At 71.1% G+C, this 25669-nt stretch carries 23 protein-coding genes; 15 read left to right on the plus strand and 8 right to left on the minus strand.

Features of this window, described 5'->3' with window-relative positions:
* Window positions 1-88 precede the first annotated feature (88 nt).
* The 4 genes from ACFORO_RS13435 (at window position 89) to ACFORO_RS13450 (ending at window position 4790) form a co-directional block, all read left to right on the plus strand.
* On the plus strand, window positions 89-538 hold the full coding sequence (locus ACFORO_RS13435; protein ID WP_354751172.1) for a helix-turn-helix domain-containing protein: 450 nt from the start codon (window positions 89-91) through the stop codon (window positions 536-538).
* Window positions 539-792: 254 nt separating this feature from the next.
* Entirely contained in the window at window positions 793-1641 is an 849-nt protein-coding gene (locus ACFORO_RS13440) for a PspA/IM30 family protein (protein ID WP_182893389.1), read from the plus strand.
* 35 nt (window positions 1642-1676) lie between these two features.
* Window positions 1677-2669, plus strand: coding sequence for a phage shock envelope stress response protein PspM (pspM, locus tag ACFORO_RS13445; RefSeq protein WP_377896558.1), 993 nt, complete (start codon window positions 1677-1679; stop codon window positions 2667-2669).
* Window positions 2670-3491: 822 nt separating this feature from the next.
* Entirely contained in the window at window positions 3492-4790 is a 1299-nt protein-coding gene (locus ACFORO_RS13450; RefSeq protein WP_377870114.1) for an allophanate hydrolase-related protein, read from the plus strand.
* Between the two features lie 177 nt (window positions 4791-4967).
* Here ACFORO_RS13450 and ACFORO_RS13455 read toward each other — a convergent pair whose 3' ends face one another.
* From ACFORO_RS13455 to ACFORO_RS13470, 4 genes are all read right to left on the minus strand, one after another.
* On the minus strand, window positions 4968-5993 hold the full coding sequence (locus tag ACFORO_RS13455) for a quinone-dependent dihydroorotate dehydrogenase (protein ID WP_377870113.1): 1026 nt from the start codon (window positions 5991-5993) through the stop codon (window positions 4968-4970).
* Between the two features lie 893 nt (window positions 5994-6886).
* Window positions 6887-7459 (minus strand): GNAT family N-acetyltransferase, encoded by a 573-nt coding sequence (locus ACFORO_RS13460; protein WP_354749887.1) that lies wholly within the window; start codon window positions 7457-7459, stop codon window positions 6887-6889.
* Between the two features lie 375 nt (window positions 7460-7834).
* Window positions 7835-8653, minus strand: a complete 819-nt coding sequence (locus tag ACFORO_RS13465) for a DNA-formamidopyrimidine glycosylase family protein (protein WP_377870112.1) — start codon at window positions 8651-8653, stop codon at window positions 7835-7837.
* Between the two features lie 3 nt (window positions 8654-8656).
* On the minus strand, window positions 8657-9508 hold the full coding sequence (locus ACFORO_RS13470; protein WP_354749884.1) for a ParA family protein: 852 nt from the start codon (window positions 9506-9508) through the stop codon (window positions 8657-8659).
* Window positions 9509-9620: 112 nt separating this feature from the next.
* Here ACFORO_RS13470 and ACFORO_RS13475 point away from each other — a divergent pair, with 112 nt between their 5' ends.
* The 3 genes from ACFORO_RS13475 to ACFORO_RS13485 all read left to right on the plus strand — a co-directional run bounded on the left by ACFORO_RS13475 (window position 9621) and on the right by ACFORO_RS13485 (window position 13185).
* Window positions 9621-10346, plus strand: a complete 726-nt coding sequence (locus tag ACFORO_RS13475; protein ID WP_370935916.1) for a methyltransferase domain-containing protein — start codon at window positions 9621-9623, stop codon at window positions 10344-10346.
* A gap of 149 nt (window positions 10347-10495) precedes the next feature.
* Window positions 10496-11713 (plus strand): DNA polymerase IV, encoded by a 1218-nt coding sequence (dinB, locus tag ACFORO_RS13480; protein ID WP_377870148.1) that lies wholly within the window; start codon window positions 10496-10498, stop codon window positions 11711-11713.
* 1067 nt (window positions 11714-12780) lie between these two features.
* Window positions 12781-13185, plus strand: coding sequence for a DUF3040 domain-containing protein (locus tag ACFORO_RS13485; RefSeq protein WP_354749880.1), 405 nt, complete (start codon window positions 12781-12783; stop codon window positions 13183-13185).
* Between the two features lie 613 nt (window positions 13186-13798).
* On the opposite strand, the gene ACFORO_RS13490 is transcribed toward ACFORO_RS13485, so the two are convergent.
* Window positions 13799-14452 (minus strand): TetR/AcrR family transcriptional regulator, encoded by a 654-nt coding sequence (locus tag ACFORO_RS13490; protein WP_377870111.1) that lies wholly within the window; start codon window positions 14450-14452, stop codon window positions 13799-13801.
* Window positions 14453-14580: 128 nt separating this feature from the next.
* Between ACFORO_RS13490 and ACFORO_RS13495 the strand changes: the two genes are divergently transcribed.
* From ACFORO_RS13495 to ACFORO_RS13505, 3 genes are read left to right on the plus strand one after another with little or no spacing between them, the layout of a single operon-like run.
* Window positions 14581-15522 carry an alpha/beta hydrolase gene (locus tag ACFORO_RS13495; protein WP_377870110.1) on the plus strand — a complete coding sequence of 314 codons (942 nt, stop codon included), beginning with the start codon at window positions 14581-14583 and terminating at the stop codon, window positions 15520-15522.
* A gap of 47 nt (window positions 15523-15569) precedes the next feature.
* Window positions 15570-16019: a hypothetical protein gene (locus tag ACFORO_RS13500; RefSeq protein WP_377870109.1), complete on the plus strand. Its 450-nt coding sequence runs from the start codon at window positions 15570-15572 to the stop codon at window positions 16017-16019.
* Between the two features lie 16 nt (window positions 16020-16035).
* Window positions 16036-16815 carry an NAD(P)-binding domain-containing protein gene (locus ACFORO_RS13505; protein WP_377870108.1) on the plus strand — a complete coding sequence of 260 codons (780 nt, stop codon included), beginning with the start codon at window positions 16036-16038 and terminating at the stop codon, window positions 16813-16815.
* Between the two features lie 6 nt (window positions 16816-16821).
* Here ACFORO_RS13505 and ACFORO_RS13510 read toward each other — a convergent pair whose 3' ends face one another.
* The 3 genes from ACFORO_RS13510 to ACFORO_RS13520 form a co-directional block, all read right to left on the minus strand.
* Complete coding sequence (locus ACFORO_RS13510) at window positions 16822-19380, minus strand: transglutaminase family protein (RefSeq protein ID WP_377870107.1); 2559 nt, start codon at window positions 19378-19380, stop codon at window positions 16822-16824.
* A 76-nt stretch (window positions 19381-19456) separates the two neighbouring features.
* Window positions 19457-20728, minus strand: a complete 1272-nt coding sequence (locus ACFORO_RS13515) for a DUF58 domain-containing protein (protein WP_354749866.1) — start codon at window positions 20726-20728, stop codon at window positions 19457-19459.
* A gap of 33 nt (window positions 20729-20761) precedes the next feature.
* Window positions 20762-21826 (minus strand): AAA family ATPase, encoded by a 1065-nt coding sequence (locus ACFORO_RS13520; protein WP_354749864.1) that lies wholly within the window; start codon window positions 21824-21826, stop codon window positions 20762-20764.
* Window positions 21827-22091: 265 nt separating this feature from the next.
* Between ACFORO_RS13520 and ACFORO_RS13525 the strand changes: the two genes are divergently transcribed.
* The 5 genes from ACFORO_RS13525 (at window position 22092) to mraZ (ending at window position 25489) form a co-directional block, all read left to right on the plus strand.
* Complete coding sequence (locus tag ACFORO_RS13525) at window positions 22092-22457, plus strand: hypothetical protein (protein WP_354749862.1); 366 nt, start codon at window positions 22092-22094, stop codon at window positions 22455-22457.
* Window positions 22450-22995 carry a DUF3558 family protein gene (locus tag ACFORO_RS13530; RefSeq protein WP_354749860.1) on the plus strand — a complete coding sequence of 182 codons (546 nt, stop codon included), beginning with the start codon at window positions 22450-22452 and terminating at the stop codon, window positions 22993-22995. The genes ACFORO_RS13525 and ACFORO_RS13530 overlap by 8 nt, the downstream gene beginning before the upstream one ends.
* A 22-nt stretch (window positions 22996-23017) precedes the next feature.
* Entirely contained in the window at window positions 23018-23599 is a 582-nt protein-coding gene (locus ACFORO_RS13535) for a PE-PGRS family protein (RefSeq protein WP_354749858.1), read from the plus strand.
* Complete coding sequence (locus ACFORO_RS13540; RefSeq protein ID WP_377870105.1) at window positions 23596-24294, plus strand: ESX secretion-associated protein EspG; 699 nt, start codon at window positions 23596-23598, stop codon at window positions 24292-24294. Before ACFORO_RS13535 ends, ACFORO_RS13540 begins: the two co-directional genes overlap by 4 nt.
* A 763-nt stretch (window positions 24295-25057) precedes the next feature.
* Window positions 25058-25489 (plus strand): division/cell wall cluster transcriptional repressor MraZ, encoded by a 432-nt coding sequence (mraZ, locus tag ACFORO_RS13545; RefSeq protein WP_009080393.1) that lies wholly within the window; start codon window positions 25058-25060, stop codon window positions 25487-25489.
* Window positions 25490-25669: the final 180 nt, after the last annotated feature.

The following is a 25669-nucleotide window of genomic DNA, read 5'->3' on the forward strand; positions in this document are numbered from 1 at the left end:
CCCTTGGCGTACGTACGTGTCAAGTCCTGCACTCGGGGCACCGCTCTGGGTAACGTAGGAGGCACCAGTTCGGGAAGGGAGGCGCGTGATGACCGTGCTGTTGCGCGAGGCGATCGGTGATCGGCTCCGTCATGCCCGCACCAACCAGCGTCGGACGCTGCGTGACATCTCCCGCGCCGCCCGGGTGAGCCTCGGCTACCTGTCCGAGGTCGAGCGCGGCCAGAAGGAGGCTTCCAGCGAGCTGCTCGCTTCGATCTGCGAGGCGCTGGAGCTGCCGCTGGGCGAGCTGCTGCACAAGGTCGCCGCCGACGTGTCGGCTCTCGACAAGGTCGAGGTCGCGCCGGTCGAAGAGGTGGAGACCGCGCCGAACCAGACCGTGCCCGACCGCGGCGAGGCCGGGTTCGAAGGCGGCCGCCTGGTGTCGGAGCTGATCGGCGACGACCTCTCCGACCTGCGGCTTCAGCCCGCTCCGCGGATGAACACGACGTTGCGGACCACGATCGGCGCGCCGAAGCTGGCGTCCACGATCGCGGCGTAACGCCCGCCCTGTTTCGCTGCACGGCCCCGGGGATCTCCCCGGGGCCGTCGGCGTGCGCGGGGTTCCCCTTCCGGGCCGGTCCCGACCGCCGGTCAGGGCTGACCCTGAATTCCCCCGGGGTCGCCTGGAACGGCGGAGGCCGACCTGACACGATGGAACCCAACGCCGGGGTCGGTACGTTGTGCGACTAGGGGAGCGACGCCCCGCCCCGAAGCAATCAGGGCCCGTGGGACGCAAGAAGGCAGGCGGAGGAGATGGCCAACCCGTTCGTGAAGTTCTGGAAGTACATGATGGCGGCGTTCTCGTCGAAGATCGACGAGCACGCCGACCCGAAGGTACAGATCCAGCAGGCCATCGAGGAGGCGCAGCGCAACCACCAGGCGCTGACGCAGCAGGCCGCCTCCGTGATCGGCAACCAGCGGCAGCTGGAGATGAAGCTCAACCGCCAGCTCGGCGAGGTCGAGAAGCTGCAGGCCTCGACGCGCCAGGCGCTCGTGCTGGCCGACGAGGCCCGCGGCAAGGGCGACGAGGCCAAGGCCACCCAGTTCGAGACCGCGGCGGAGAGCTTCGCCGCGCAGCTGGTCACGGCCGAGCAGAGCATCGAAGACCTCAAGACGCTGCACGACCAGTCGCTGCAGGCGGCCACGCAGGCCAAGCAGGCCGTCGAGCGCAACGCGACGATGCTGCAGCAGAAGCTGGCCGAGCGCACCAAGCTGCTCTCGCAGCTGGAGCAGGCGAAGATGCAGGAGCAGGTCTCCGCGTCGCTGAACCAGATGAGCCAGCTGGCCGCGCCGGGCAACACGCCGTCGCTGGAAGAGGTCCGGGACAAGATCGAGAAGCGCTACACCACCGCGCTGGGCTCGGCGGAGCTGGCGCAGAACTCGGTGCAGGGCCGCATGATGGAGGTCCAGGAGTCGGCCACGCAGATGGCGGGCCACTCGCGGCTCGAGCAGATCCGCGCGTCGATGCGCGGCGACTCGGTCGCCCAGGTCACCGACGGCGGTGCGGGCGCGGCCGCGGCCAAGCCGGCCGCCGCCTCGGGCGACATCCAGCGGGAGATCCAGGCCCGCGTGCAGGCGGAACAGGGCAAGAACCCGGCCTGACCGGCCGGGCACGAGCGGCGCAGGGGGTAGCGCGGATGGCCAAGCGGCGGGACTTCAGCGAGTTCAACGCCAAGCTCGAGAAGCACATCGAGCGGTTGCCCGACTACGCCCAGCGCGCTCAGGAAAAGCTGCAGCGGTACTTCCCGCCGGCCGAGGAGGCCGGCGGGAAGCCGCAGCAGAACGGCCGGACCGAACGCGGTCCGGGCTCGCCGCCGCCGGTGCCCCGCCGCCCGTCGAGTGCGGCTGCGTCCGCGGCGTTCTCTTCGGTCGCCGGGCAGGTGCCCGCGGTGGCCGAGGTCCGCGCGAAGTGGCAGCGCTGGAACGAGCCGAGCGCGAAGCACCAGCGCCGGATCCGCCGCACCTCGCGCGTGCTCACGTTGTGGGTGCTGGTCACGATCCTGCTCGGGATCCTCACCGTGCTCACCGCCACCGGCCTGCTCGGCGGAGCGGTGGCCGGTCCGGAGATCGGGCAGGCGGTGTTCTCCGGTTTCGCGACGCTGGTGTTCGGGACGTTCAGCGTCCGCACCGGGATGCGGTTGCGAGAGCTGAAGAAGGTCGAACTTCCCGCCGCGCCCAGCGGCCCGCCGCCGTTGCCCGCAGCCGGTTCGGCCGCGCGCGAGCCGATGGAGCGCTTGGCCGAGTCGGAGGCTTCGCTGCGCGAACTCCTGCGCCAGCTTTCGGTGCCGACTTCGCTGGGCACCACCGCGGTCCCCGAGGTCTCGGTCGCCGACGCCCGCGCGACGGCAGACGAGGCGGCCCGCGCACTGCGCGGCTTGGCGGACCGGATCCAGGCGATCGAACGGGGCCGCAATTCCGCGCCGGAACGCGAACGTTCGGCGTTGCAGGCCGCCGTGGCGAAGTTGCGCGAACAGCTCGACGACGGGATCGAAGGCTACGGCGGATTGGTCGCCGCGGCCGGTCGCGCGGTGGCAGCGAGCAGTGACGGAATGGTCACGTCGCGGGAGGCGCTGACGGACGCGACGGATCGGCTCGCGGGGTTGGCGCTGGCGCTGAAAGACCTTGGCTGACCAGCCTGGTCCGGCCCTGTCGTGGGGCCGTGTGGCGCGGAAGTCCGCTGCGAAACGCTGGGTCTCGGGGCGAATGTGGTCCGGGTGCGTGGCCTCGTGCCGACTCGGGGAATCGCCGCAGCCGGGCGAGCGGTGACGGAATGGCCACCTCGCGGGAGGCGCTGACGGACGCGACGGACCGGCTCGCCGGGTTGGCGCTGGCGCTGAAAGACCTTGGCTGACCAGCCTGGTCCGGCCCCGTCGCGGGGCTGCGGGACGCGGTAATCCGCCGCGGATCTCGGGGGCGAATGTGGTCCGGGTGCGTGGCTTCGTGCCGACTCGGGCAATCGCTTCGGCCGGGTGAGCAGTGACGGAATGGTCACGTCGCGGGAAGCCCTGACAGACGCGCCAGACCGGCTCGCCGGGTTGGCGCTGGCGCTGAAAGACCTTGGCTGACCAGCCTGGTCCGGCCCCGTCGTGGGGCCGCGAGACGCGGTAATCCGCCGCGAAACGCCCGATCCAGGGGTGAATGTGGTCCGGGCGCCCTGGTTCGCGGCGACTCCGGGAATCGCAGCGGCCGGGCGGAAACGCCGTCCTGATGGCCGAGTTTGGGATTCCGGTCGGCGCAACCGGACAGTCCGGCCGCGACGGTGCGTGAGTTTCCCCCGCATACCGCAACAATCGCGTAATCCGATCCTGCTGGTGACGGAAACGTCTGCGGTTTAACGTTTTTCTCATGAGGTCGGTGTTGGCACCCGCCAGGCCCGGCGTCGAGGGCTGAGGTTCGCGGCGCCGGACGTACACAGTGGACTCCTCCGATCCCGCCGAGGAAAGGACGCCCTCGTGACTACGCTCCCGCCGGAACCTGATCCTGTTCCCGTCCCCCCGCCCAGCTCGCACGAGCGGGTCCGCACCGCGTTCGAGCGGCTGGCGAAAGCCGACCGTCCCGGACTCTGGGTCTCGGTGCGCACCATGGAGGAAGTGCTCGTCGAAGCGAAAACCGTCGACGAGCGCGTCCACGCGGGCGAAGACCTCCCGCTGGCCGGAACGGTCTGCGCGGTCGACGCCGACGGCCCGCCCGCGCTCGCCCGCCTGACCGACGCCGGCGCGGTGGTCCTCGGAACCACCGTCGCGGACCCGGAAAGCGCGGCGATCGGTCTCGAGATCGTCGACCTGGCACTGAATTCGTCCGCGCGGGAGATCGCCGCCCCGGCCGGGGTGCTGACCCTCAAGCCGACGCCCGGGCTGATCCCGGCGACGACCGTTTCGGTGTCCGCGCACCGCCTCACGACCGCCCAGCGGGCCGTCGCGGCGATGTTCGGCACGGACTCGGCAATGCGCGAATGGCCGGCCGACGTCCGTCTCGCCGCCGGACGGCATCCCCGCCTCGGCATCCCCGCCGAAGCCAGCCTCCCGCTGCCCGCGAGGAGGGCGTTCGACGTCGCCGCTGCCTCTCTGGAGGCTTCCGGCGCTGTCTTGGTCCCGGTAGACGTCAGCGCGTTCTACGGGGCCGGAGACGCCCCTGGAGCCCGCTCGCTGCTGGCGGATCTGGATGCGTTGCTGCTGCCGACTGTCGGCGTCCTGGAGGCGACTCTGAACGCACTGGACGTCGCCGCGGTGACCGTGCCGGGGGACCGGCGGCCGTACGGGATCACTGTGGTGACGCGGGCGTTCGAGGACCAGATCGGCATCGACCTGGCTTCGGTGCTGACTGGCGAGCAGTCGCCGGACCCGTATCCGAGCGAGAGCGTCGATGTGGTGGTGTTCGGCGCGCATCTGTGCGGCCAGCCGCTGCATGACGAGCTGCACGGGGCGCGGTTCGGTGGTCTGGTCCGGACTGCGGAGCGCTATCGCCTGGTGCTGCTCGACGGGGTCGCCCCGCCCCAGCCCGGAGTGGTCTCCGGCTCGGCTGGCGTGGACGGCGAACGCTGGCGGCTGTCTCCGGCGGCGTTCGGCCGTTTCGCGGAGGGCTTGGCGGCGCCGTTCGTGGTGGGCCGGGTCGAGCTGGAGGACGGAAGCTCGCCGCTCGCGGTGCTGTGCGAACCGTCGGCCGCGGTCGGCGGGGAAGGTCTGGACCGGTACGCGTCTTGGCGGGGGTACCTGCGGTTCGTGAGCACTGGCGGACCGCGGTTCCCCGGCTGAGGCGGAGGGGCCCGAGCGCGCACTCGGGCCCTGCCGAACCGGGGTTCCTGGGCCGGGGACGACGACCTCGGGCCGAAGCTGTACCTCCGGTTCCGCCGAGCAGTCGTTCGCCGATGCGGGCCCCGGCTTGTGTGTCGGTGCCCGGACTTCGCCGTCGGACAGGTGCGCCCGGCCCCGCTACCGGGCGGCGAGTCCCCGGCCGACGCGGCGGACCAGACCGGGCCCGTGCAGTGCGAAGCCGGTGTAGATCTGGACGAGGCTGGCACCGGCGTCGAGCATGCGGCGGGCGTCGTCCGGGCCGAGGATGCCGCCGACGCCGATGATCGGCAGCCTGCCCTCGGTCTTCTCGTGGACGAAGCGCACGACTTCGGCCGAGCGTTCGGTCAGCGGGCGGCCGGACAGTCCGCCGGTTTCCGACGCCAGCGCGGCTTCGGCGGGGGCGATGCCCGCGCGGGAGAGGGTCGTGTTGGTCGCGATGATCCCGGCTACACCGTGGTCCAGACAGACTTCGAGGAGTTCGGCGAGCGCGTCGTCGGTGAGGTCGGGGGCGACCTTCACCAGCAGAGGAGTGTCGCCGCCCAGCTCGGCGCCGGTCTTGCGGAGTTCCGCGAGCAGTTCGGCGAGTGCGGATTTGTCTTGCAGCGCACGGAGGCCGGGGGTGTTCGGGGAGCTGACGTTGATCGCGAAGTAGTCGGCGAAGGGGTGCAGGGTGCGGAGCGAGTAGCGGTAGTCCTCGACGGCCTCGTCCAGCGGCGTCACCTTCGACTTGCCGATGCTGATTCCCAGCGGCACCGCGGGTTTTCCGTGCGCGGCCAGCCGGTCGGCGAGGGCTTGGGCCCCGTCGTTGTTGAAGCCCATGCGGTTGATGACCGCGTCGGTGGCCGGGAGGCTGAAGAGGCGGGGTTTGGGGTTGCCCGGCTGGGGGTGGCGGGTGACCGTGCCTACTTCGACGAAGCCGAAGCCCAGGGCCGGCCAGGCGTGGAGGGCTCGGCCGTTCTTGTCCATGCCCGCGGCCAGACCGATTCGGTTGGGGAAGGTCAGGCCCAGGACATTGGCGGGATCGTTCGTCCGGTACGCCTTGGCGACGGGGCGGAGGGCGGTTCCGGCTCGGCTCAGGAGCGTGACTGTGCGCTCGTGGACTACCTCGGGGTCGTGGTAGGCGAGCCGGTACATCGCTGGGCGGACGATCCTGTCGAAGAGCACGTTGTCCATGCTGCCGTATCGGGGGCGGGTTGGCTGGGGTGGCTTGGGGTTCTTGTGGCGGGGGTCGCGTCTTGGGTGGCTCGTCGCCTGGCGGCGACATCGCTGCGTTGGTTGCGTGGGGCACCCCGAAGGTTGATTGTGCTGACGGTCTGGGGGTGCTTGTCAAGGCGGGAAAGATGCCTTGACAAGCACCACCAGACCGCAGGGAGGCTTCGTATCGGGGTGCGGGGGAGGGGCTGGGTGCCTCGATCGTTGGGTGCGTTGGTTGCGGTTGGGTGGTGCCGGGTTGAGTAGGTGGCTGAGTTAGTCCGCGAGTGTCGGTTGGCGGGTTGCTGTGAAGGGCCTTCGCTCAACCGCAGCTTGAGTGCTTAAGGTGGCCAGCGGAGTCCTGCAAGGGGACGCGCCCACTCGCTTGCCTCGCGCCCGCGCACCCAACTTGACCAGCTACGCAGCCCGCGTCCACCCGTCGAATCGGCACCTGGGGGCCACTCGGCCGGTCACGCAGCCTCCCGTCGAATCGCGGTACGCGCGGACCACTCGGTTACTCGCACAGCTCCGCGCGCGCCCGTCAAACCGGCACCTGCGGACCCAACCTGGCCAGCCGCTCCACCATTGAAGGAATCCAGGTCCGTGAAGGGAACCCTCACGGCACCAACTGCTGCCACCTCAAACGGGCGATGTCTGTGAAGGGCTCCTTGGGAGAATCAGATTCCCTCAAGGAGCCCTTCACAGCACCTAGCCATACTGCGGGCGTCCCAAGATCGCGCCCGGCATCCGTGCCCGGCCACCGCCTTGAGGCAGGCCAGCCTTCACCGGGAGGCCAGTCGAAACATCCGCACTCCGCACCCGCCCAGCGGCGTCCGCGAACTGCCTGGCCACAACCGTCCCGGGCATCAGTTCAACCGGGCGGCGCCAGCTTTCCACTCGTCTTCAAGCATGGCGTAGACCAACTCGTCGGTCCATGCGCCTTTGACGATCTCGTTTTCCCGCAGCCTTGCTTCCTGCCGCATGCCCAGGCGCTCCATCAACGACGCCGACGCGGTGTTGCGGCCGTCGCAGCGGCCGATGATGCGGTGCAGGCCCAGGTCTTCGAAGCCGAGCCGCAGGACTTCTCTCGTTGCTTCCAGGGCCAGGCCTTTGCCGTGGTGGTCGGGGTGGAAGACGAAGCCGATCTCGCCTTGGCGGTGTTCGGCGCTGAGGTATTCGAGGTTGAGGTCGCCGATGAGCTGCCCGGTTTCGGCGAGTTCCACGGCGACGGCGAGGAACTGGCCTTCCTCCGACAGCGTCGCGCTGTGGACGCGCTTCGCCAGCGCGGCGGCCGATTCCGCGCGGCTGCGCGGTCCCCAGTACAGGTAGCGGACGACGTCCGCGCGGGACTGGAACGAGTTCAGGGCATCGAGATCTTCGTCCCTGAAGGGGCGGAGGAGCAGGCGTTCGGTGCTGATCGGGTAGTCCGGCCTGAGCATTCTCCCAGCCTAGCGACTTCCGCGGGTGCGCAGGAACCGCGGTGGTGATCGCCCATCGGGAACAACATGCGGCGAACACCGAAAGCGGACATGGAAATTCCCGGGGCGCCTCCTGGACGCCGTCAGCGTCCAGGCTCGAGCCGGACCGGTGCTCGAGAACCCCGGGAACCCGGTGACTGCCTGATATTCGTCAGCAGGCAGCACGTGAAGCAGGCGATGAGCCGAAGGTGGCTCTGTTGCATCGCTGCTCAAAGTCCCAACACGTGCCATCCGCTAGCGGACAGCCACCTCACGAGTCCTGTGTGAATACAACTTAGGACCACCTCCTCTCTCGTGTACTGTCACGCTAACCGCGAACCTCTCGGTACGGCAACATCATTTGCGCGGCGGTCCATCGGCCGGGACGGGTCCGGGCTGGCAGCGCGGGCAGCACCAGGTCGGGCGCTGGTACGGTCCGTCGCCCTGCTGGCGCACCAGCAGCGGGCCGCCGCAGCGGAAACAGCCTTGGCGGGTGCGTTCGTAGACCCAGGTGCGGCGGCCGCGGCGGAGGTCGCCGGTGGTGGCTTGCTCGTGCCGCCACGCGTTGGCGACCAGCAGCTTCCTGGCGAGCGCCACCGCGCGTGCGGGGTCCACTCCGGACACTGGGGTCCACGGGGAAACTCGCAGCAGGAAAGAGATCTCGCACTTGTACAGGTTGCCGACGCCGGCCATGATCCGCTGGTCCAGCAGGGCGTCGCCGAGTTCGCGGTCCGGTTTCACGGCCAGGTTGGCGGCGGCCAGTGCGGCGTGGTCCTCTGTCCATTGTGGATCCAAGAGATCCGGGCCCAAGTGTGCGACGAGGTCGTGTTCCTCGGCGGTGGGCACGAGTTTCAGGTCGTGCAAACGGAAACCGATCGCCTGGACGTCATCGGTCATTAGCACGACGCGCGCGTGATGAGCGGGCATCGCCCATTTCGCGCCGGCGGGCTGGATCTTCCACGAGCCGTCCATCCGCAGATGGCTGTGCAGCGTCAGGTCGCCGGAGAAGCGCGTGAAGAGGTGTTTGCCGACGGTGCCGACGCCGTGCACCTCGCGGCCCGCCAGGTCCACAGTGGCCAGTTCGGGATGGCGAAACTGGCCGCGCACCAACGTTTTCCCGGCGAGCGCGCGGTCGAGCAGCTTCCCGGCCAGGAATACGGTGTCGCCCTCGGGCACGGTTCAGCCCGCGGTTTCCGACACTTCCGCCTGCGCGGCTTCTTCCTCGGCGCGCACGCGGTGCCGTCCGGCGCGGTTGGAGCGCAGGATCTTGGCGAGGACCATGTTGAAGGTCAGCGCGATCTCCTGTGCGCCAGGGGAATGCCACTCGTGGATCGGGCTGCACGCGCCCTGGGCCTGCTGCACCGCGAGCCGGTCCGGGATCGCGGTCGGCATCACCAGCGAGCCGAAGTTCTCGCGCAGCTCCGAGACCCGGAACTGGTGCTCGTACGACCGCACGCGCAGCTTGTTCACCAGCACGCCGATCGGCCGCAGCGCCGGATTGCTGTCCTCGCGGATCCGTTCGATCGCTTCGAGCGCGCGCTGGGCGCCCGCGACCGCGTACATTGTGGGCTCAGTCACAATAAGCGCGCTGTCGGCCGCCACGAGCGCCGATTTCGTGAGCCGGCCCAGCGACGGCGGGCAGTCGATGATCGCCAGCTCGTACGGTTCCTCGCGCAACGGGTTCTGGTGCAGCTCGTCGAGCGCGCGGGAAAGGTTTTCCAGGCGGCGGCCGTCGGAGTCGGGTTCGTTGAGCGACTCCAGCTCCTCGGCGCCGACCAGCACGTCGATCTCCTCGCTCCACACGCTGGGCGCGATCGCGCGTTCGAGGACGGCCCGCGCGGGCGTCTCGAGCACGTCGGCGAGCGTCGCGTCGGTGAACGGCGGGTCGAGCGAGGTGGTGGCGTTGCCCTGCGGGTCGAGGTCGGCTACGAGCGCGCGGGTTCCCCTACGCAGCGCGGCCGACGCGATACCGAGCGCGACCGTCGTTTTGCCGACACCACCCTTGAGGCTGAGAACGGCGACCGTGTGCACTCGACACAGCCTACGGGCCGTCCGCCGGGGCGGTAGTGCGGAAGGTGGCGAACGCCGCTGCGGCGCCCACGCGGGTCACGGCAAGTGACCGGCGGCCATTACCCTGTCGGCCATGAAGACCGACACCGTGGCCGCCCGGGGTTCGGGCGCTGTTCGCCGGGCGCTCGAGGCCGAACTGCGGGCCGCCCGCGCCCGCGGCGTTGAGCAGCCGGTCGTCGTCGACGTCGGCGGCGGGAGCGGCGGCTGGGCGGTGCCGTTCGCCTCGGCCGGATGCCTGGTCACCGTGGTCGAACCGAACCCGAACGCGCTCGCGACGCTGCGCCGGCGCGCCGAGGAGGAGGGCGTCTCCGGCCGGATCACGGTGATCGCGGACGACTCCGACGCGCTGGGCGCGCACGTCCCGGCCGGGTCGGCGGACCTGGTGCTGGCGCACGGGCTGCTGGAGGTCGTGGACGACCCGCGCGCGGTGCTCGACGCACTCGCCACGGCCGTCTCGCCGGGCGGTGCCGTGTCGGTGCTGGTGGCCAACCGCACCGCGGCCGTGCTGCATCGCGCGCTGGCCGGCCGGATCACCGAGGCCCAGCGGCTGCTCGAAGGTTCTGATGGGGTTGTCGCGGGGGACACCGTACTGCGCAGGTACGACAGTTCCGGGCTGACCGAGTCGCTCGTGGCCGCCGGACTGGAGGTCACGCTGTTGCAGGGCGACCGGGTGATCTCGGACGTCGTGCCGGGCGGAGTCCGTGAGGACGAGCTGGCCGAATTCGAGCTGAGCGCTTCGGCGGTGCCCGCGCTGCGTGACGTCGCGGGCCGGTTGCACGCGATCGCCCGGCGGGGCTGAGAAGCCAGCTGTGTCGAGGTGCGGGAATCGTCCTGGCGGGACGGCGAACCACCCGTAAGCGTGGCCGCCGCGGCTCGAGCGCCGGGAATTGTCGGTGGCGGCAGGTAGCGTCCGGAGGCGTGGGGAGAAACGCCGAACTGCCGAGCGGGATGGCCCGCTACCGCGTCACCACGGGCGCGACCGAGCTGCCGGACGACACCGGCTGCTCGATCCTGCACGTGGACATGGACGCCTTTTTCGTATCGTGCGAACTGCGCACGCGGCCGGAGCTGGCGGGCCAGCCGGTCGTCGTGTCCGGCGGCGGCCCGCGCTCGGTCGTCGCCGCGGCGAGCTATCCGGCGCGGCGCTTCGGCGTGCGCTCGGCCATGCCGTTCGCCACGGCCAAACGGCTCTGCCCGCAGCTGGTGTGCATCCAGCCGACGCCGGGGCTGTACGGCGAGGTGTCGCGCGGCGTCATGGGGATTTTCCGGCAGCTGACGCCGCTGGTCGAGCCGCTGAGCCTGGACGAGGCGTTCCTGGACGTAGGAGGCGCGCTGCGGCGGTTGGGCACCACTCCGGGCGTGCTGGGGGCGCGGATTCGGGAGCGGGTGCAGGCGGAGCACGGGATCGCGTGCTCCGTCGGCGTCGCGAAGGTGAAATTCGTGGCGAAGCTGGCTTCGGGGATGGCCAAACCGGACGGGATGGTGATCGTTCCCGCGGCCGAGACGCTGGAATTCCTGCACCCGCTGCCGGTGTCGGCGCTGTGGGGCGTGGGAAAGCGGACCGAGGAACAGCTGCGGCAGCACGGCTGGCACACGATCGCGGACATCGCCGCCACCCCGCCCGCCCGGCTGCGGCGTTCGGTGGGCCGGGCCGTCGGGGATCACCTGTGGGCGCTGGCGAACGGCCATGACGACCGGGCCGTGGAACCGGAGTCGGCGGAGAAGTCGATCGGAGCCGAGCACACCTTCGACGTCGACGTCCTGAGCCGGGACGAGCTGAGCCTGGAGCTGCTTCGCCTGTCCGAACGGGTCGGGGCGACGCTCCGGTCGCGCGAGCTGCGCGGGAGGACGGTGTCGATCAAGGTGCGGTTCGCCGATTTCCGCACGATCACCCGGGCGCGCACCGTGCTCTCGGCGACGGACGTGGCCCGGGACATCCACCGCACGGCGGTCGAGCTGCTGACGGAGCACGCGCCGACGGGAGCGGTCCGGCTGATCGGGGTGCGAGTGGAAGGCCTGGACACCGGGGACGACGGGGAGCAGCTGTCGTTCACCAATGACGAGCCGCGCTGGCGGGACGCCGAGGTGGCGGCGGACGTGGCAAGGCTGAAGTTCGGCTCGGCGGCGATTCGGCCTGCTTCGCTGCTTTCCCCTCGGGAGGAGTGAGGCCTGGCGGGGTGGGAGAGGGCGTCCGCGAGGCCGGGCTTTCGGTGCGGGGCTGGAGCGGGGTCGGCAGGGAAGACGGTGCGGGCTTGGTCGGGAGGCGCAGGCCGGATCTGGTGTGGGGAGGAGGCGCAGATCGGATCTGGTGTGGGGAGGAGGCGCAGGCCGGATCTGGTGTGGGGAGGAGGCGCAGATCGGATCTGGTGTGGGGAGGAGGCGCAAGTCGGATCTGACGTGGGGAGAACGCCGCGATCCGTGCCGCCGGTCGGCCCGCAGCCGCCTTGCGCGGTGCGGGAACCACCGGGCTGAGGAGCTGGTCTGGATCAGCCAGCCCATCGGTGCTGCGCGGCTCGGTGCGGTGGCGAAGGTGGGTGGTGCCGAGCGGCTAGGCGTCGGGACGGGGCCGAGGTGCACGGTGCCGCGCAGCTGAGTGCGCTCGTGGTCCTTGCGCGAGCCGTGCCGGGTTCGCGGCTGAGCCTCCCGGCACCGGCACCGGCACCGGCACCGGCGTCGGCGGAAGAATCGTCCCCCTCGGTGGTTTCGTGGGCAATTCGCCGGGACAGGCACTTCGTCGGCAATAAGCGTCCGGCGCGGACTCGGCGGCCGCGGTCCGAAAGAGGTCCGGAATAGGGGTTTCGGCGGTCGCTCTGAGTCAGCGGGATCCGTGCTGTCCGCGCGGTGGGGGATTGCCGATCTCGGGGGCGGGCAAGTGAAAAAGTATCGGAGGGTATCGATCGGCGGAAGATCGTCCCGGCCGGGGTGTCGGCAGGGCGGGTGGTCGGCGCGGGGACGCTCTCTCTCCGTGACGAGGGACCCCGCCCGGGGGAGGCCGACAGGGCGGCAGGGGGCTCTGGACTGCGCCGAAGGGGGTGACTTCCGTCGCGGTGACGCACTGTCAACCCGCATCTTGCGGGATTTCCCCCGATTCGATCATTTCCGGATCGGGGATCGGGTAGTCGGACGAGCGCGGGGCTCGTATCCTGGACAGTGCCACCCCGCCTGGGGTTGGCTGTTGGGTCCAGGACGTTGCGCGGCCCGGCGCCCGCGACAGCTGTGCCGGAGGAGGAAAGATGCCACTCTCCGAGCATGAGCAGCGGCTGCTCGACCAGATCGAGCGCGAGCTCTATGCCGAGGACCCCAAGTTCGCATCCACGGTGCGCGGCACCCGGTTGCGCCGACCCGCGCGCCGTCGGCGCATCCAGGGGATCGCCCTGTTCGTGGTGGGCGTTGCGCTGCTGGTGCTCGGTGTGGTGATCCCGGTGTTGCGGGTCGCCGACGTGCCGGTGGTCAGCGTGCTCGGGTTCCTCGTGATGTTCTTCGGGGTCATGATGGCCGTGACGTCGCTGCGCCACAGCGACAGCGGCGGCAAGAACGGCCATGACGACGGAGGCGGCGGGGGGAAGCCGTCCGGCCGCAAGAGCTCTTTCACGCAGCGCATGGAGGAACGTTTCCGCCAGCGCTTCGAAGGCCAATAGCACGTCGGCGAATCCGCGCTTCTCCCCTCGGGGCGGAGCGCGGATTCTCGTGCGTGGGCACGGACTGCACCGGCTAGCGGGACACGGGTTCCCTGCCGGTGGCCTGCGACCTGTGGCCTGCGGGCAAGACGCGTGCTCGGCCTGCGCTGGCTCCGGTTTGCTCCAGTCCGGTGCGGGGCTCGACGCGCTCCCGGTTCGGGAATGCTCGGCCGGAAGCCGGAAGCCGGAAGCCGGAAGCCGGAAGCCGGAAGCCGGAAGCCGGAAGCCGGAAGCCGGAAGCCGGAAGCCGGAAGCCGGAAGCCGGAAGCCGGAAGCCGGAAGCCGGGTGCGCGGCGTTCCCGGGCGACTGTCGGAGAGGCTTGGCGCGGTGGCTGGATCCGGCCTGCCGTGGGAACGGTTCTGAAGCAACGCTTTGACCGTGCCGGTTCGGATGGCGGCCCGGGCTGGTCGGGCGGGCCGTTGCGGTGACCTCGGCGTGTGCGGCTGCCTGCCCGTCCGAGCCCGGGACTGGTCGGAATGGCTTCAGGTGCCTAGCCTGCGGGCGGCCGGGAGCATCGGTCTGAGCAAACCCCCGGCTTCCTCGGACCACTGCTTCTGCGCCGGACCTGCGAAATCAGGGGATCTCGGCCTCGATCTGGGCGAGCTGCGCGGCGAGGATTTCTTCGAACGCAGCGTGGCGGTCCGCTCCGAGGGGGCGGACGTCGCGGGCGAAGAACGCCAACGCGGGAAACCGTTCGGGATCGGCGCCGAGCACCGCGACGCGGAACTGCTCCAAGCCCTGTTCGTACTCCTCCGCGGTGATGGTGCTGATGCCTGCCTCGGACGCGATCAGCGCGGCCAGGAGGATCACGACGCGGTGGTATCGCACCGGGACCTGCTCGTCGGGCAGGCCGGACGCGCGCAGGGCCTGCAGCAGTTCCTCCATGACCAGCCGGGATCCGGTGCCGCCGGAGGCGTAGCGGCCCCACACCGTCGCTAGCTGGGGCTGCTCGCCGAAGGCCGCGTGCAGGCGCAGGCCCAGTGCGGTGATGCGCTGCTTCCAGTCGCCTTCGGGGCGGTAGCCGTCCATGGCGGCCAAGAGGATCCGGTCGGCGACGGCGCGCAGCAGCTCGGTCTTGTTGCGGAAATGCCGGTAGAGGCTCGACGGATCGGTCCCGAGCGCCGCGGCGAGTTTGCGGACGCTGAACGACTCGGCGTCGCTCGTGCGCAGCAGGTCCGCCGCCGTGTCCAGGATTTCGTCGGTCGACCATCGCCTGCGGCCAGTCATCTCGCCCCTCTCGTCGGGGTCAGCATAGCGTATGCACTTGACGATGCACACGGTGTGTGCATAATGAGGACAAAGCGCTGGGCGGACTCCGAGCCGCGCCCGGCGCCTCGACTGGGGAAGAAGGAACCATGAGTGAACTCGCTGCTGAGACGCGCCCGCCGGAGCCGGATTTCTCGGTGATCACGATCGAGGAACTGCTGGTCTACCGCGAGGCGGAGAACCGCTTCCGGGCCTCCGGTGCGGCGCGGGCGATCCTGGGGGAGCCGCATCCCGATGCTGCGATCGAGTGGCGGGAGATCGCGCTGCCTGGCCGCGACCTGCCGGTCCGGGTCTATCGGCCAGCGCGAGACCGAACCGGGCTGCCGCTGGTGGTCCATGTCCACGGAGGTGGCTTCGTGGGCACGGCGGCGCAGTGCGATTGGACCAACAGTCACCTCGCCGCACGGCTGCCCGCGGTCGTCGTTTCGGTCGAGCACCGTCTCCTTGCTCCTGGCAGCCCGCTCGCGAATGCTGCCGACGATGGCTGGGACGTGCTTCGCCACGTGGCGAAGCAGGCGGCGGAGTGGGGTGTCGACCCGGCGCGCGCGGCAGTGTTCGGGGAGAGTTGCGGAGCGCTGATCAGCGCGCTGGCGGCCGTCCGCGCCAGGGAAGCCGGTCTGGAGCTCAAGGCACAGGTGCTGGTCAACCCGGTAGCCGACGTCACCGAGACGATGTTCGACTACCCCTCGATCGCCGAATACGCATACCGCCCGAGCCGGGCCTTGCCGCTGCTGCAGCTTTTCCAGCGGCTCGCCGTCCCGCCGGGAGCCGACGCCAGCGCTGTTTCGCCACTGTCCACAGAGGACCTGAGTGGGCTCGCCCCGGCGCTCGTGGTGGTGCCGACCCAAGACGCGGTCGCCGACCATGGCCGCCGCTACGCCGAGCGGCTGCGCGAGGCGGGAACCTCGGTGCGGCTTACCGAATACCCGGGCGCGAAGCACGCGTTCCTCACCCTGCCCGGCGTGGAGCCGCAAGCCGAGGCCGCTCAGGCGGAGATCGTCGCGTTCCTCCGTGCGGCTCTGGCGAAGTGACGGCGAAAGCGCTGCCGCGCCATGACCGGAAACGAGAGAAGATCCTGATGACACAACGACTTCAGGCACGAGGTCCGCTCGCAGCGATGTACGCGGGCCTCGTGCTCACCGTCCTCGCGACGATCGCCGTCTACCTCGACCGCGGCACCACTCACCTGCTCGCTGACCAGATCCGGACCGGCTATCCCGCCTATTCCCCGGCACGGGTCGACTCGGCCGTCACCACCTACCTGGTCGTGTTGTCCGCCATCGGAGCGCTCGGCGTCCTTGGCTGGCTCACGGCGGCCTGGGCCGTCAAAGCAGGCAAGAAATGGGCCCGCCCGGCCGCGAGCGTCCTGCTCGTGCTCGGGACAAGCGTCGGACTGGCCGGACTGCTGACCAAGGACACCTCCGGCGCGACCGGCCTGCCGCCGGAACTGGGCTGGGCCGGGACGATTCCCTGCCTGGCGGGCGTTCTCGCGGTCGCCTTGCTGCGGACCGGAAGGCGGACGACGTGACGAGCCACGACGCACCATGGAGGACCACCCAATGCAGCGAATAGGCATCATCGGCGTGGGCGAGATCGGCAAGGCCGTCGTCGAGGGTTTGCGCGGCGAAGGTGGTGCGGCACCGGAGATCTTCCTTTCTCCCAGGAGTGTCCGCGTCGCCGCCGAGCTGTCCGAGCGTTTCGAGGGCGTCCAGGTGTGCGCCGACAATCAGGAGGTCGTCGACCGCGCGGACCTGGTAATCATTGCCATGCGCCGCCAGGACCATCGCGAGGCACTCGGCGGGTTGAAGGTGGGTGACGACAAGACCGTTGTCAGCCTGATGGCCGGTGTCGCCATCGACGATCTGCGCCGGACCCTCGCCACTGGTGCCCCGATCGTCCGCGCCATTCCGCTGCCTGCCGTGCGCGAGCGTCGCTCCGTCACGGTGACCTGCCCTTCGCACCCGGCGGTGGACGCTCTTTTCACACAGCTAGGCGGTGCACTCTCCGTCGCCGATGAGGACGCCTTCAACGTCTTCTCCGCACTGACCGGGACTTTCACCGCCCACTACGCCTACCTCGGCACGCTCACCTCGTGGGCCGCCGGCCACGGCATCTCGCCAGACGTCGCCGACCGGTATGTGCGCGGCCTCTTCAAGAACGTCGGCCGCGCGCTGAATGACGAGAGCCGCACCCTGGATCAGCTTGCCGCCGACCACGAGACGCCCAAGGGGAACAACGAGCGGATCCGCACCACGTGGTTCGACCAGCCCAACGCCGCGGCTCTCGCCACAGCACTGGACGGACTCCTCGCCGATCTGCGGTAACCGAGTTCACCGCCGTCGGCGAAGCACCGACCGGGGGAACAACCGTCCCCGCATCGACAACGGAGCTGTCCGGCGCAGACTGTCCCGCAGCTGCCCGAAAGCAGGCTCCAACGTCGCGTCCGGGGCCGGTTCGTCGCTGTACCAGCTGCGTTCCACCGCGCCCAGCACAGTGCGCAAAGCCTCTCGGCCCGGCTCGTCCAGGCGGTGGCGTTCGGCGATCTTTCCGCCGGCTACGCGGACCGTGTCGCTGTCGGCGATCGGCAGGTCCCGGTCCGCGCACTCGGCTTTCAGCTCGCGCCACGCCGCGTCGGCCGCGCCGGGGGAGTGCGTCGCGATCGTCTGGAGGCGGCGGCGGCGCACCAGGTCCCGGATCGCGGCGGGGCCGCCGGTCGCCGCCAGGATCAGCACGACGACCAAGGCGAACCACCACGACACGGTCCCGGCGAGCAGGCCGAGCGCGGCGACCAGCAGGACGGCTCCGGTCAGCGGTAGCCACAAGGCGGCCAGGTGCAGCGGAGTCGGTGCGGTGACGGGGTTTCTGACCAGCACGTTGCCCTCGGGTGCGGCTCCCGGCGGGACACCGGACGGGGTCAAGCCGGGCCGCGGGCGGCGGCGCAGGAAGTAAGCCGCCGCGACGGCCGCGGCGCCGAGGACGGCCAGGGTCAGCGCGAGCCAGGTCAGCCAGCTGTCGTCCGGGGCGGTGTCCGCGGGCGCGGCGGGCGCGGCCTGGTCGTGGGTCTTGTCGGCCGACGCGCCGGTGGACGGCGACGCCGAGCGCGGGGCCGTCGGGAGGTCGTCGGTCGCGTTGGGCTGCTGCGGGTTGTGGGTGTTCTGCTCGAGGTACGGCGGGACGATGCCGCGTCCGTCGGCGAGCGGGGTCGGGTCGAAGCTGACCCAGCCCTTGTCCCCGAAGTACGCCTCGACCCACGCGTGCGCGTCCTGCGAGCTGATCGACTGGTAGTCGCCCTTGGCGACGCCGGGGGTGAAGCCGATCGCGACGCGCGCGGGGATGTGCGCGACCCGCAGCATCACCGCCATCGCCGACGCGTATTGCTCGCAGTAGCCCCGTTTTCCCTTGAGGATGAAGTCGGCGAGCGCGTCGGCGTCGGTGGCGTCGGCGGTCTTGGTGTCGTACACGAAACCGTTCTGCGCGCTGAAGTACTGCCACAGCGCGGTGGCCCGGTCGAAGTTGTTCGTCTTGCCCGAGGTGAGCTGGTCGGTCAGCGCCGAGACCCGCCGGTCGACCTGGCCGATCCGCGTGTACAGCGCGGGGACCTCGTCGGACTTCGGCGCGGCGTCCCGCAGTTCCTCGGCGGTCGGCTCCTTCAGCGACGCGGTTTCCACGTAGGCGGGCGCGGGTTCGCTCGCCGTGGTGAACACCGAGCCGCTGACCCGGTCGTACAGCCACTGCGGCGGCACGCCCCGGAGCGCGCGCGGGGCTCCGTAGACGGGCAGCCAGTTGTCGACCCAGCGCGTCGGCTGGATCTGGATCTGCCGCGACACCCCGGTGCCGTCGTCGCCGGGCGCGGCGGGCAGCGTGCTGTTCGCGAGCACGCCGGACTGCGCCTGGCCGCCGGCGCGCAGGCCCCAGCCCTTGTTCGGGGTGTAGGTGTCCAAGGTGAACGCGCGCATCAGCCGCCGGTCCGCGCCGAGGCCTCGCACCTGGAACAGTTCGGTGTTCTGGCCCTGGTCGAGCAGCCCGCGCAACTGCGTGAACGGCGCGATGCCGAACCCGCCGGTCCCGTCGCCGTCGCCGCCGGGGCCGGACCCGAACGGGATCTTGCCGACGGTCCCGACCACGGTGATCCCGCCGCCCAGCAGGCCGAGCACGATCGCCGAGCTGACCACGGCCACCGGGGCTTGCGCGAGCCGCAGCATGCTGCCGGACCCGGGCGCGTCGCGGTTGCGCCAGCGGCGGTGCCGGTGGTTGCCGTCGAGCGCGAGCAGGCAGGCGAAGGCTCCCGCGCCGAGCACGAACGTCCACCACGGCATCAGTTCGTCCGACAACGCCGCGGGCACCGCGTACACGCAGAGCAGCACGAGCCCGGTCGCGGCAGGCGCCGCGGCGGCGACGGCGAGCGTGTCGACCAGCACCGCGACCAGCCCGACCGCGATCGTGACCAGGCAGAGGATCGGCTGCGTGCTGTCGACCGGCGGGAGGCCGGTCCGGATCTGGTCGGCCGCCGCGGTGAGCGTGGCCTGCAGTTCGCCGAAGGCGGTCGGGCCGGGGAAAATCGTGAGGATGCCCTGCGTCGTGAACGCCCCGGTGATGAGGAAGAGCAGCACGAGCAGCTGCCCGAACCCGGCGACGACCGTCGGCGCGCGCAGCGAGCGCAACGCCAGGCCGGTGCCCGCGACGAGCACGACGGCCACGAAGAGGTACCCGAACCAGGCCCATCCGGAGACGACGCTGGTCAGCGACGTGGCCGCGCACAGCGTCGCGAGCCCGGCGGCGATCGGCGGCAGCACGCTGCTCCGCCACGCGGGCGGCGGATCGGTCGGCTGCGGGGTGGGGGTGTGCGGGATCGGCGGCGCGCCGGACGGGCGGGGAGCGGTGGTGGTCATCGGGTCCCCTTGCGTGCTCGTGAGCGGCAATGCCGGTGAGAACCGGCATTGCCACCCACGACGGTCGTCGTCAGGTTCATCGCGTTCCGCCGATCACCGTTGAGCGATGGGTGCCCGCGCTGCACAGCAGTCCCCACACCTCGGGCATCGGCGTCTTCGGACCGGCCACCACGACGCCCCAGCCCGCTCCGCGCAGCAGCTCCGCCGATTCCTTCGTCGCGGCGGCGAGGTGGTCCGGCGAGGCCGATCCCGCCCAGGTCGGCGTGTCCAGGAGAACGGCGAGGCTGCGGACCCCGCGCGCCCGGTACCGGGTCAGCTCGTGGACCGATTCCGCGCTCACCGTGCCCAGGATCGCGATCAGTTCCTGTCCTTCGGCGGGATCGTGGCCGAGCGTCACGTCTCGCTGGTGCGCCGGCTGGAGTGCGGCCAGCGCGTCGAGCACCAGGTTGTCGTAGCCTTCGCCGCCGTCGCCGGGAGAGTCCGCGAGCGAGACGCCGTGCTCGGTCACCAGCCGGACCCGGTGGCCGGTCCGTCGCAGGTGCAGCGACACCGAAGCGGCGAACGACACCGCCCACTCCAGGCTCGCCGTCGGACCGCTCCCGTGGTGCGCCGCCGCGCGGTGGTCCAGCAACACAGTTGTGCCGCCGCGCCAAGGGCGTTCCTCGATGCGGACCATGATCTCGTCGCGGCGCGCGGTCGAACGCCAGTGGACTTTCCGCATGTCGTCGCCGGTGCGGTAATGCCGCACGATCACGTCCGGCTCGCCCTGCCCGGAATGCAGCCGGACGCTTCCGTCGTCGCCCGCTCCCGCTCCGGCACCGCCGGGCAGACCCCACAACGGCACCACGCGCGGCACGACGACCAGCCGCGAATGGCCGATCAGCTCCCGCTCGAACTCGCACAGCCCGAACGGGTCGGTGATCGTCGCGCGCAGCGGGCCGACCTGCTGGATCCCGCGCATGGCCGGCCGCAGCGGATACCGCAGCAGCACGCGCCGGTCGTGCGGCAGCCGTTCGACCACGAACCGCGGCCGGGAGCCCAGCGCGTACGGCACGCCGTCCTCCAGCAGCACCTCGCCGCCGGGCAGCCGTCCGCTGCGCCACAGCTCAAGGTCGACCTCGCCGGTCGTGCCCGCCGCGACCCGGTCCGGGCGCAAGGCGCGCGCGGCGCCGAGACGCAGCCGGGTGGCCGAGATGTAGGCGGCGACCAGCAGCGGCAGGGCGACCACGAACACCGCGACCCGCAGCAGGTCGCGTTCGTTGAGCACCAGCGAGCACACCGCGGCCGCGATCCCGGCGGCGAGGAGGCAACGGCCTCGGGTGGTGAGGCCGGACAGCGCGCGCAGCATGCGGATTCCCTGTTTCGGGTAGCGGGACGCGCCTCAGCGGGCCGAGCCCTGGGGGACGGGAACGCGGTGCAGCACCGCGCGGACCACGTCGGTCGCCGAACGGCGGGCGGCGTGCGCCTCGGTGGTGAGCACCAGCCGGTGCGCCAGCACGGGCACGGCGACCGTGTGCAGGTCGTCGGGCACCACGTAGTCGCGCCCGGACAGCGCGGCCTGCGCCCGCGCGGCCCGGACCAGGTGCAGCGTCGCGCGCGGCGAAGCGCCGAGCCGGATCTCCGGCACCTGCCGGGTCGCCGACACGACGTCGACGGCGTACCGGCGGACCTCCGGCGCGATGTGCACGCCGCGGACGGTCTCGATCAGCCGCAGCATCGTCTCGCCGTCGGACACCGGGGTCAGGTCCGCGAGCGGATTGTGCCCGGAGTGCTCGTCGACCATGGCCAGTTCGGCCTGCTGGTCGGGGTAGCCGATGGACACCCGCGCGGTGAACCGGTCGCGCTGGGCCTCGGGCAGCGCGTAGGTGCCCTCCATCTCGATCGGGTTCTGCGTCGCGATCACCATGAACGGCGCGCCGAGCGTGTACGTGCTCGTGTCGACCGTGACCTGGTGCTCCTCCATGCACTCCAGCAGCGCGGACTGCGTCTTCGGCGAGGCCCGGTTGATCTCGTCGCCCACCACGATGTTCGCGAACACCGGGCCGGGCCGGAACTCGAACTCGCCGGTCTGCCGGTTGTAGATGGAGACGCCGGTGACGTCGCTGGGCAGCAGGTCGGGGGTGAACTGCACGCGGCTGACGGTGCAGTCGATCGAGCGCGCGAGCGCCTTCGCGAGCGAGGTCTTGCCGACGCCCGGCACGTCCTCGACGAGCAGGTGGCCCTCGGCCAGGAGGGTCACCAGCGCGATCCGGATGACGTCCGGCTTGCCGACGAGGACGCGCTCCACGTTCGCGGCGATCCGGCGGGCGGTGTCGTGCAGTTCGCCGAGCCCGGCCGCCGGGACTTGAGCCAGCCCGTCCGCGGACTCGACCGCCGGGTACGGCGGCTGCCCGGACCCGTTGCCGTGCGGTCCGGCAGGGGAAGCGGACTGGATTCTCGACGTCACTCGACCTCCTGGTGGCGCAATAGCTGGACGCGAACCGGCGGGGATGCGCGCCTTGTCCAGCGTTCTCCCCAGTGTGTCAAACCCGGGAGAACTGGGCGGCGGAACCCCGAGATCGTTTCATGGTGACGCCCAGCCACCCCAGCACTCCTTCTTACGGGTGATTATGAGGCATTTTCAGGTGATCCCGCTGACCGTATGCACTGTCGTATGCTCCGAAACGAAGTCGCCCGACCACGGTTCGACGTCGGAAGAGGTGCATCCGCGCATGAGCGAGGCCGAGGCGGAACGGAAAGCCGGGCTCCCGGGACTGGCCGGCGGCCGGTTCGCGGTCACGCCCGAACTGGCGTCCGCGACGTATTCGAAGCTGGGCGAACTGCAGGACGTCGTCGGCGAGATGGTCCGCGAGGCCGCGGTGCTCGGCCGGTCGGTGCCGCTCGGCGGCGGGTACGCCGGCGAGGTCGGCGCGTTCATGGCGAAGTACGGCCTCGGCCGCGACGGTTCGGCGGTCGACCAGCTCACCGCGTTCGGGAAAGAGATCGCCGGGCTGAAGAAACGCATCGGCGGCGCGCTGGAGAAATACCGCGACCAGGACAGCGAAGCCGCCGAGGGCGTGGACTGCGCCGGTGGCTGACCGTTTCGCGGCGCGCGCCGCGCTCCTTCTTCTCCCGCTCGCCGGGCTTGCGGTGCTGGTTTCGTGCGGCCGGATGCCCGGCATCTCGCACGCCGCTCCCGCGGACGGAGGCCCGCCTGCTCCCGCACCGCCGTCCTCGTCGGCTCCTTCGCTGGCCAAGCTCGACCCGTGCACGCTGCTCTCGCCGCAGGACCGGTCGTCGGCCGGGCTCACCGGACAGGGCAAGCCGAAGACGATCGGCGAGGCGCGCGCCTGCGACTGGACGGTGCCCTCGACCTTCGGCGTCACCGTCACCCTCGACGAAACCAACGGACTGGCCAACCTCGACCTCTCCGACGGCAAGCGCACCAGGAAAGACGTCGGCTCGCACCAGGCGTTCCAGGTGTCCGGCAGCCGCGGCACCTGCGCGGTGCTGCTCGACGTCGGCGGCGCGCAGAGCGTGCAGGTCGACGTGAACAACGCGAACTTCGCCGACTCCGCGCTCGCCTGCTCGCGGGCGGGCGACGTGGCCGGACTGCTCGAGCCGAAGCTGCCGTGAACCCCGTGCGAGGAGGAAAGTCGTGACCGACACCCCGGCTGAGGCCCCGGCCCCCGAGCCGACGGCCCGGTACGAAGCGTTCAGCCACGCGGCGCTGGCCGCGCAGGCGGTCGACGGCAACGACCCGGCCGCGGCAGGCGAATCGGGCACGCGGTGGGCCGGGCTGTCGCAACAGCTCGAGGATTCGATCGGCGGGCTGGTCGCGTTGTCCGCGGGCAGCGAGGAATCCTGGCAGGGCGACGCGGGCGACGCGATGCGGAAGGTGCTCGGCACCGCGTCCGGCTGGCTGGCCGAGACCTCCGTCGTGTCGGCGAAAGTCGGGGAGGCCGTGCAGGGACAGGCCGAGGTCGCCGCGCGGGCCCGGGCCGACATGCCCGCGCCGGTGGACTTCGACCCGGCGGCGATGATCCGTTCCGCCGCCGCGAGCGGGAACCTGGTGCGGCTGGCCGGGCTGTCGTCCGCCATGGACGAACGGCGGGCCGAAGCCGAGGCCGCCCGGCAGAAGGCGATCGACGTCCTGCGCACTCGCGACACGGCGTTGCGCGGGCTCCTGCCCGAGGGGCAGTTCCCCGCGGTCCCGCCGCTCGGCGCGGGGCCGGCTTGATCAGCCTCTCGGCGTCCGCGTTCGACATCGTCTGGGCCGACCTCGGCCTCGACGCGCCGCCCGCGCCGCTGGCGGTGCGCAGCGTCGGGGAGACCGACGCCGACCGGTCCGCGATCCGCGCGGAGGTCTACCGGAACCTCGGCGAACGCGGCCTCTTCGACGGCCGTCTCGACGCCGCCCTGGAGAACAGCCTGCGGCTGCTGGCGTCCGCGGACCGGTATGTGGAGTGCGAGGCGCTCGCGGACATGACCGCCGACGAACCGTTCCGCGCGGTCGCCGCGATCCGGGGACGGAACGCGGTGCTGGCCGTGCAGCCGGCGCGGACGATCGGCGTGCGCGGCATCGGGGAAAGCGAACTGGCCTCGGCGATCGTCGACGTGCTGCCCGAGCTTTCGGCCGGTCCCGGCTATGGCGTCCGGCTGCCCGCGGCGGGCGAGCCGCCCAGCGGCGCGCAGGGGGAGGAGCTGCGGGCGATCCAATCCCGGCCGGTGTACGCGGCGGGGCAGTTCACCGTCCACGTCCGCGACCGGGCGGGGAAACTGTCCCGGACCGGTGGGCTGACGTGGTTCGACACGGACGCCGGGGCCTATTCGGCGGTGTCCTCGCCGGGCTGCGGCGGGCAGGAGTGGGTGACGGTGTCGCCGGTCGACAGCCCGCGGCTCGTGGAGCGGGTCATGGAGCTGCTGCCCGGCTGACCCTCCGGCGGGTCTGAAGTGGACAGTCGCTCGTGCGTGTTCGTGCCGGTTAGCGCGGACACCGCGTGCTGGCTGCCTGCGGTGGGAAGCGCCCCAATGTGGCATTGGGTGCGTCAGACGCACCCAATGTGGCGTTCGGTGCGTTGAACGCACCCAATGCCACATTGGGTGCGTAAGACCGCGCACAACCCGAACCCGCAGAGCGCCACGGCCTCGTGAGTGCCTGCGCCGGTGAGAACCGGCATGAACACTCACGACTGCGGTCAGCGGGCTGCCGATCACTGCCCGTGCGGCACAGCGGCCCCACTCGCCCCCACCGCGCCTGTCCCAGTGCCGCTGCGCGGTTCCCCACCCGCCCCCACCGCGTAATCCGGCCGAGCCATCCGGCTCCCCACGACGGCCTCCACCGGGCCCCACCGAGGTTCCCCACCCCGCTCCACCCGCGTCCCCACCAGCCCCCACCGGTTCCCCCACCAACCTCCACCAGCGGTCCCCACGCTGCCGAAACTCGGACGTTTCACGCGTCCCGAGGTTGCGGAAGACCCCGGTGCGGGGGATCTTCGCCACGGTCCCCCCACCCGGCCCCCACCTGGACCCACCTCCGTGACCTGCGCAAACGCGCCACTCGACGGAGTGGCACGCGCGCAAGACTCGTTGACTGTGGTGAAAAGTGGGGTACGGTGGTGGCCAGTGGGGCGGAAGGGAGCCCCCGAGCCGGAACCGGGCGGGGAGCCAACCGGATCCGGTAGGGAGGTGGAGGCCGGTGTTCCTCGGCACCCACACCCCGAAGCTGGACGACAAAGGGCGGCTCACGCTGCCCGCGAAGTTCCGCGAAGCCTTGGCAGGCGGGCTGATGGTCACCAAGGGGCAGGACCACTGTCTCTTCGTCTTCCCCCGTGCCGAGTTCGAGCAGATGGCCAGGAAGGTCGCCGAAGCCCCGTTCACGAACGAGGCGGTGCGGGCCTACCAGCGCTACCTGTTCGCCGGGACGGACGAGCAACGTCCGGACGGGCAAGGGCGCGTAGCCATCGCGCCGGAGCTGCGCCGGTACGCGGGGCTGAACAAGGAGTGCGTGGTGATCGGAGCGATCACCCGGCTCGAAATCTGGGACGCCCAGGCGTGGCAGGGCTACTTGGACGAACACGAGGACAGCTACGCACAGGCTCGGGAGGAAGTTCTGCCGGGCGTCTTCTAGGAGACGCCTCAGGCGAACCTGCGTCGTCGGGGGACGCGGGTACGCCGTTCGACGCGGATGCCGTGAGGCCTCTGTCCGCTCTTTGACCCTGGCGCACCTTCCCCGGTGCCAGGTCAGCAAGCGGGCGGGCAGGGACCTGACGGCATCCGCCGCATCTTCCCCGGAAACACTCGCGGCAGA

This window comes from Amycolatopsis halotolerans, from assembly GCF_042647905.1.
Classification (GTDB): Bacteria; Actinomycetota; Actinomycetes; order Mycobacteriales; family Pseudonocardiaceae; genus Amycolatopsis; species Amycolatopsis halotolerans.

Bases quoted from the DNA above. Each gene is read 5' to 3' on its own strand.
- ACFORO_RS13435 (WP_354751172.1), top strand. From the start codon at position 89: ATGACCGTGCTGTTGCGCGAGGCGATCGGTGATCGGCTCCGTCATGCC.
- ACFORO_RS13440 (WP_182893389.1), top strand. From the start codon at position 793: ATGGCCAACCCGTTCGTGAAGTTCTGGAAGTACATGATGGCGGCGTTC.
- pspM (WP_377896558.1), top strand. From the start codon at position 1,677: ATGGCCAAGCGGCGGGACTTCAGCGAGTTCAACGCCAAGCTCGAGAAG.
- ACFORO_RS13460 (WP_354749887.1), bottom strand. From the start codon at position 7,459: ATGCTCAGGCCGGACTACCCGATCAGCACCGAACGCCTGCTCCTCCGC.
- ACFORO_RS13475 (WP_370935916.1), top strand. From the start codon at position 9,621: ATGAAGACCGACACCGTGGCCGCCCGGGGTTCGGGCGCTGTTCGCCGG.
- dinB (WP_377870148.1), top strand. From the start codon at position 10,496: ATGGCCCGCTACCGCGTCACCACGGGCGCGACCGAGCTGCCGGACGAC.
- ACFORO_RS13485 (WP_354749880.1), top strand. From the start codon at position 12,781: ATGCCACTCTCCGAGCATGAGCAGCGGCTGCTCGACCAGATCGAGCGC.
- ACFORO_RS13490 (WP_377870111.1), bottom strand. From the start codon at position 14,452: ATGACTGGCCGCAGGCGATGGTCGACCGACGAAATCCTGGACACGGCG.
- ACFORO_RS13495 (WP_377870110.1), top strand. From the start codon at position 14,581: ATGAGTGAACTCGCTGCTGAGACGCGCCCGCCGGAGCCGGATTTCTCG.
- ACFORO_RS13500 (WP_377870109.1), top strand. From the start codon at position 15,570: ATGACACAACGACTTCAGGCACGAGGTCCGCTCGCAGCGATGTACGCG.
- ACFORO_RS13505 (WP_377870108.1), top strand. From the start codon at position 16,036: ATGGAGGACCACCCAATGCAGCGAATAGGCATCATCGGCGTGGGCGAG.
- ACFORO_RS13510 (WP_377870107.1), bottom strand. From the start codon at position 19,380: ATGACCACCACCGCTCCCCGCCCGTCCGGCGCGCCGCCGATCCCGCAC.
- ACFORO_RS13515 (WP_354749866.1), bottom strand. From the start codon at position 20,728: ATGCTGCGCGCGCTGTCCGGCCTCACCACCCGAGGCCGTTGCCTCCTC.
- ACFORO_RS13525 (WP_354749862.1), top strand. From the start codon at position 22,092: ATGAGCGAGGCCGAGGCGGAACGGAAAGCCGGGCTCCCGGGACTGGCC.